We start from the raw sequence: 6,298 nt of genomic DNA, 5'->3' as shown, positions 1-6,298 counted from the left end.
GCGCAGACTTCGCGCGCGCCAACCGCTTCGACGCCGCCAACCGCTTCGACGCCACTAGCCGCTTCGACGCCACCTGCGCCGCAGACCGGCGCGGCTGCCGGGACGCCGCCCGCTGCGGGCCAGATGCAGCCGATCCCGGACGTGCTCGATGAGGACACGCCGCCGCCCGCGCCGAGCGATGCGAGCGGTGAGGACACGCCGGGGGTCGAGTGACGATGCCGCGCCTCGAACCCTATACACCGACACCCGCGGCGCGCGCCGGGCGCATCGTCGTCACGGTTCTGCCCTTCATCATGGGCCTTGCCTGCGTGCTGCTTTCCTTCGTGCCGATGGGCCGCATCTTCGGCACCTCGGTCATGCCCGCCTTCGCGCTCATGGCGATCTATTACTGGGCGATCGTCCGCCCAGAGATGTTCCCGGTCTATGCGGTCTTTCTGGTCGGGCTCCTTTCCGATCTCCTCTCGGACGGGCCGATCGGGTTGTGGGCCTTCGTCTATGTGCTGACCTATATCGTCGTGCTCACCCAGCGTTTCCTTGCCGTGAATGCGCCGTTCTCGGTGTTCTGGCTCGGTTTCTTCATGGCGGCCGCGCTCGCCGGATTTGTCGGCTGGGGCGCCGCCTCGCTTTTCTACGGCACGGTCCTGCCGCTGAAGCCGATCGTCTGGCACATGTTCGTGACAGTCGCGACCTTCCCGATCTTTGCTATGATCTTCGGGCGCATCGAGCGCCGGATTCTTCCGACGGGCTAGGGGGAGCGCGGCGATGAAGTTCGACAGCAGGGACAACTCGCGCTACAAGACCTTCACGCGCCGGGCCGCGATCCTGGGCGCGGGGCAGGCGGCGGCTTTCGCCCTCCTCGCCGGGCGCATGTATTACCTTCAGATCCTGAAATCCGACGAATACCGGATGATGGCGGAAGAAAACCGCATCAACGTGCGGCTTCTCGCGCCGCTCCGGGGACGGATCGTCGATCGCTTCGGCACGGTTCTCGCCTCCAACCGGCAGAACTACCGGGCCGTCCTCATCCCTGAACAGACGCCGGATCTCGAGGACACGCTCGACAAGCTCGCCCGCATCGTTTCCATCACGCCTTATGATCGCAAGAAGATCATGCGAGATATTGCGCGCTCGCCGCGCTTCATGCCGGTCACGGTGGTCGAGGGGCTGACCTGGGAGCAGTTCGCGCAGATCAATATCAACGAGCCGGACCTTCCGGGCATCCAGCCCGATGTGGGCGAGACGCGGCATTATCCGTTCACGACGCATCTTGCTCATGTGGTCGGCTATGTGGGCGCGGTTTCGGAAAAAGATCTCAGCGCCGCCGAGGAAGTGCAGCCGCTGATGAGGCTGCCCGGCTTCCGGATCGGCAAGAGCGGCATCGAGAAGACCTATGACCCGAAGCTGCGCGGCACGGCGGGCGCGAGCCATGTCGAGGTCAATGCCTATGGGCGCGTGATCCGCGAACTCTCGAAGGACCCGGGCAAGCCCGGCGAGGAAATCGTACTGACGCTCGACATGGGCATTCAGGAATTCGCCTGCGAGCGGCTGAAGGAAGAGTCGGCAAGCGCTGTCGTGATGGACATTCACACCGGCGAGGTCCTCTCCTTCGTTTCGACGCCTGCCTTCGATCCCAATGATTTCAACATGGGCCTCAGCCAGGATCAGTGGAAGGCGCTGGTCGACAATCCCTACAAGCCGCTGACCGACAAGGCCCTTGCGGGGCTTTATCCGCCCGGTTCAACCTTCAAGACGGTGACGGCGCTCGCCGCGTTGCGCGCCGGGATCGACCCCAACCGCACCATTCATTGCAGCGGCCAATATGCGCTTGGCGATCACTTCTTCCATTGCTGGAGGAAGGAAGGCCATGGCTCGATGAACATGCATGATGCGATCAAGCATTCCTGCGACATCTATTTCTACGATGTCGCTCGCCGCATCGGCATCGATGCGATCGAGAAGATGGCGAGGGAATTCGGCCTTGGCCAGACCTTCGATCTGGAAATCCCCGGCGAGAAGCAGGGCATCGTTCCGAGCCGCGCCTGGAAGCGGGCGGTGACGGGCGTTTCCTGGCAGCAGGGCGAAACGCTCATCACGGGCATCGGCCAGGGTTTTCTGCTGACGACGCCGCTGCAGCTTGCCGTGATGACGGCGCGCCTCGCCAATGGTGGCTATGCGGTTAAGCCGCGCCTCACCCGCGCGATCGGCGGCGAGCTTCTGCCGGTGCCGCAGGCGCCGAAGATCGACGTCGATCCGGAATGGCTGAAGATCGTGCAGGGCGGAATGAATGGCGTTTCCAACGAGCCGGGCGGAACGGCCTTCCGGGCGCGTATCACCGAAGCGGGGATGGAGCTTGCCGGCAAGACGGGCTCGGCGCAGGTGAGGCGCATCAGCATGGCCGAGCGCCTTGCCGGTGTGCGCAAGAACGAGGCGCTTGCATGGCATCTGCGAGACCACGCGCTCTTCATCTGCTTCGCGCCGGTGGCGGAGCCCCGCTATGCGATGTCGCTCGTCATCGAACATGGCGGATCGGGCTCGGGTGCGGCGGCGCCCGCGGCGCGCGACATCATGCGCGAGGTGCAGTTGCGCAATCCGGTCAGCCGGCAGGCCTATGCGCCCTTGCGCGGCGCGCTCAATGCGGTTGAGGAGGGGTGATGCTCGATCTGCGCCGTTTCACCGGCCGGGAAATGCGGCTCGGCGACAAGCTCCTCGAATTCAACTGGGGCTTCCTGCTGCTCATCACCGTCATCGCGTCAATGGGATTCGCGATGCTCTACTCGGTGGCGGATGGAAGCTTCTCGCCCTGGGCCTTGAAGCAGATGCTGCGTTTCGCGCTCGGCGTGGGCATCATGATCGTCGTGGCGATGATCGACCTCAGGCTGTGGATGCGCGTCGCCTATCCGCTTTACGGGGTGGCGCTGGTGCTCGTCACGGCCGTCGACATTGTTGGCTTCAAGGGCATGGGGGCGCAGCGCTGGCTCAATCTCGGCATCATCCAGCTTCAACCGTCCGAAGTGATGAAGGTCGCGCTTCTGCTGGCGCTTGCGCGATATTTCCACGGGCTCGCGCTCGATGAGGTTTCGCGGCTGAGGAATCTCATCGTGCCGCTCCTCCTCATCGCGGTGCCCGTCGCTCTCGTGGTGAAGCAGCCGGACCTTGGCACGGCGATCCTTCTCACAGTTTCGGGCGTCGTCATCTTCTTTGCCGCCGGGCTTGCTTGGCGCTATTTCGTCGCCGGCGGGCTTGCCGTGCTGGCGGCCATTCCCATCGTCTGGGATCGCCTGCACGATTACCAGAGGGACCGCGTCTTCACCTTTCTCGATCCCGAGCGCGATCCGCTGGGCGCCGGCTATCACATCCTGCAATCCAAGATCGCCCTCGGATCTGGCGGCATCTTCGGCAAGGGCTTCATGGCCGGCACACAGGCCCATCTGAACTTTCTGCCCGAGAAGCAGACCGATTTCATCTTCACGATGCTTGGCGAGGAGCTCGGCTTCATCGGCGGGATCACGCTGCTCGCCTTCTACTGCATCGCGCTCGCCTTCGCCTTCAGCGTGGCGTTGCAGAGCCGTAACCAGTTCGGCCGGCTATTGGCGATGGGCGTGGCGGTGAGCTTCTTCTTCTATGTGTTCATCAACGCGGCCATGGTGATGGGGCTTCTGCCGGTGGTGGGTGTGCCGCTGCCGCTCGTCTCCTATGGCGGTACGGCGATGCTGTCGATCATGTTCGCCTTCGGCCTGCTGATGAGCGTTTACGTCCACAGAAATCTCGAAATCTCCCGAAGCCCGAGCGCCTTCTGGTGATCCGGCAAATGGTCCGGAACAGGGGCAAAAGGACATAGGGAGGTTTTTTCCAAGTGTGCTGGACAGGCTCCGTCAGCTTTGCTATAGGCAGCCTCCTGCAAGGGATTTGGTGGTCCCAAGGATCCGACACCATGACTGTTCCCGCGAGATTCGGGGGGGCAGGCACCGGTCGGGCGCATAGCTCAGTTGGTAGAGCAGCTGACTCTTAATCAGCGGGTCCCAGGTTCGAGTCCTGGTGCGCCCACCAAACTTTCCGCCGCGGCCGGGCAGCCGCCCCGTTTAAATGCCAGATTGCAGCACCGAGGGTAGCGAGGTTTAGGGCGCGATCGTTGCCGCCTCGTTCTTTATCGGCGCCATTGCGGGAGCGTCTGCGGTGACCGCGGGAAATGCCTCGGCGGGGAAGCTGGCAATCGTTGCACCATCCGGGCCGAGGATTGAGACGGACACGAGCTTTCCGTAAAGCACGGCGCGGTGAGGGCCATTTTCCGCCCCGGTGACGGTAAAGGCGACGCGCGTTTCAACATTGCCTTTGCGATGCTCAACCTCGTTCAATAGTTTTTCCGCCGCGCTACGAGCGAGAGTAATGCCGTCAATCTCCACCCAGCGGTCGAGCGCGAGATTCATTTCATCGGGCCGGAACCCGAAGCGAGCGCCGCTCCCAATGAGGCCTGCAAGAGCCGGCACCGTTCCGGCATCATCCGCAGCCAGATTTTCCTTGATCTTGTAGACGGCCATGCTCCGGGCTTTTTGAGGCAGGCCGGGCGATGGCTGATAGGCGGCGGGCGTATTTGACGGCACGCCATAAACGAGATCGAGCGCGGGCATCAACAGATCGAACAGGCCGGGTCGCACACGAGGGCGGCTATAGCAGCACTTCGAGATCAGTTTTCCGGTGTTATCGTCATAGCGCAGCTCAAGGAGCGTGGATTTCGCGATCAGCGTGTCCGGTGCCGCCTTGATGCGGGTGGCGATATCGGCCTTCAAGACAGGCGCAAGCTCCGCGCTCGCCATGCCGGGATTGCGATCCTTGACTTGTGCGGCGGAGAAAATCGGCTCCATGCCGCGAGATGGCGCGTGGGAAAAATAGTGCGACTGCGCGGCGCGTATCTGCTCCTCTGCAAGCTTGTTCCAGATTTTATCGCTGAGCAGATTTGGGTTGGTGCGAAGCGCATTCAACATGATGAGGTAATAGCTCATCGGAGCCGCGCCGTTGGATTGCGCCATGACAGGCGGCGTAAAACCGATCATCGTCACGGCGATTGCGGCCATTGCCACATGTCTTGCAGTATCCAGAGGACGTTTCAATATATTCACCTCAAATTGGCGGCTTCCTTTGCATTCTGTGCTATCAGTTCAGTTGCTTCATCCAGCGATGCAGGGCAGACACTGACAGCTCGCACGCCGTAGATGCGTGCCAGGCTTTCTCTCGTGGAAAGTTGGCGTATCAGCTCCAGATAGTCCGGGTGCACACTATTGTGCCAGAAACTAAGCACTGTTCGATGGAGCTGTCCGTTCACGACTTCCCTGTCATATGTGCATGTGAGGATTTCGTAGTCGGATGGTTGGTCAAGCCTTGATGCATATCGCTCGATGATGGCGTCATCTTCAGCCGGCGAAGCCAGTTTCCAGAGCTTCAGCGTCATGGAAACAGTTTTTGATGGCCAGGTTTTTGTCTCCACCAGTTTTCCAATGCCAGGATAGCGCGGCGAAGGCTCTCCATTTTTCTGAGCTGTTTCTGGCTGCGCAGGGGAATGCGTGGATTTCTGGTAAGTGAAATCCAGATCGACAGTGATGTTGGACATTCCGTAGATCGAAAACTGGTCTTCCAGATTGTCGATGTCCGTCATGTACGAGAATGTTTCGAGGCGCTCACCATTGCCGCATTTCTGCAGTTCCTCCTTCGACCATACATATGCCTCGAAAGCATTTTCAGGGTGCACGCAGAATTTCTCTTTTCTTGTGGGCCACTCTATCTGGTCGCCGCCAGTCACCTCGACATGGAGCCAGATTTCGTAATACTTCACGTCCTGCAGAGGCACGGTGTATTCGCACTTGCTGGCTGGAATTTTCCACCAGCCCTGACGGCGCCATCCGGTCGCCATGAGTGCCGCGATGCCCCAGGGAATGGCTTGCGTTGCAACGGCAACTACAACGTCATGAGTTTTGTTCGTGTTGCAGACCAGAAGCGAATCCGTTGTGGAATCCCAGGCTTCCGCAGGCTCGATCAAAAAAGCGGAAAGAACCCCCGCAAGCAGCAGGGCGAGACCCCTCTTGAGCCTGAACCTGGATGCGATCATCGAGATCTTTCCGGACCGTCCGCTCTTTACCGTCATCATACTGATCGCATGGACGTGAGGAGTCGATAATTGAGGGTGAGTACTCCGATTGGCGACCGCTTGTCGCCTCAGGTCAAAAACGTCTTTCTTCCCAGCGCGGCTGGATGAGTTTCGCGGTGCAGCTCATGCGCGGGTTTGGCGGCATGGCCCGCGCCGGACGAG

Annotated in this window: 5 protein-coding genes, 1 tRNA gene and 1 pseudogene; 5 read left to right on the top strand and 2 right to left on the bottom strand. The window is 61.0% G+C overall.

Going from position 1 to position 6,298, the window contains the following annotated elements; translation table 11 throughout:
* The 5 genes and pseudogenes from WBG82_RS11490 to WBG82_RS11470 all read left to right on the top strand — a co-directional run.
* A pseudogene (locus tag WBG82_RS11490) lies at positions 1–213 on the top strand (hypothetical protein); the annotation flags it as partial.
* A 2-nt stretch (positions 214–215) separates the two neighbouring features.
* On the top strand, positions 216–749 hold the full coding sequence (gene mreD / locus WBG82_RS11485; protein ID WP_424424662.1) for a rod shape-determining protein MreD: 534 nt from the start codon (positions 216–218) through the stop codon (positions 747–749).
* Positions 750–762: 13 nt separating this feature from the next.
* The gene (mrdA, locus tag WBG82_RS11480; protein WP_424424660.1) at positions 763–2,652 is read left to right on the top strand and encodes a penicillin-binding protein 2; all 1,890 of its coding nucleotides are present in this window, start codon (positions 763–765) and stop codon (positions 2,650–2,652) included.
* Positions 2,652–3,800, top strand: a complete 1,149-nt coding sequence (gene rodA, locus WBG82_RS11475; protein WP_424424659.1) for a rod shape-determining protein RodA — start codon at positions 2,652–2,654, stop codon at positions 3,798–3,800. Before mrdA ends, rodA begins: the two co-directional genes overlap by 1 nt.
* Positions 3,801–3,971: 171 nt before the next feature.
* Positions 3,972–4,047: transfer RNA gene (locus tag WBG82_RS11470), tRNA-Lys, on the top strand.
* A gap of 68 nt (positions 4,048–4,115) precedes the next feature.
* Here WBG82_RS11470 and WBG82_RS11465 read toward each other — a convergent pair.
* Both WBG82_RS11465 and WBG82_RS11460 read right to left on the bottom strand, forming a co-directional pair.
* The gene (locus tag WBG82_RS11465; RefSeq protein ID WP_424424658.1) at positions 4,116–5,069 is read right to left on the bottom strand and encodes a hypothetical protein; all 954 of its coding nucleotides are present in this window, start codon (positions 5,067–5,069) and stop codon (positions 4,116–4,118) included.
* Positions 5,070–5,110: 41 nt separating this feature from the next.
* Positions 5,111–6,097, bottom strand: a complete 987-nt coding sequence (locus tag WBG82_RS11460; RefSeq protein WP_424424657.1) for a hypothetical protein — start codon at positions 6,095–6,097, stop codon at positions 5,111–5,113.
* Between the last annotated feature and the right edge of the window lie 201 nt (positions 6,098–6,298).

This window comes from Parvibaculum sp. (genome assembly GCF_049671045.1).
Taxonomy (GTDB): Bacteria; Pseudomonadota; Alphaproteobacteria; order Parvibaculales; family Parvibaculaceae; genus Parvibaculum.
The sequence above is the reverse complement of the archived record's forward strand: the minus strand, read 5'-3'. Positions and strand labels throughout refer to the sequence as shown.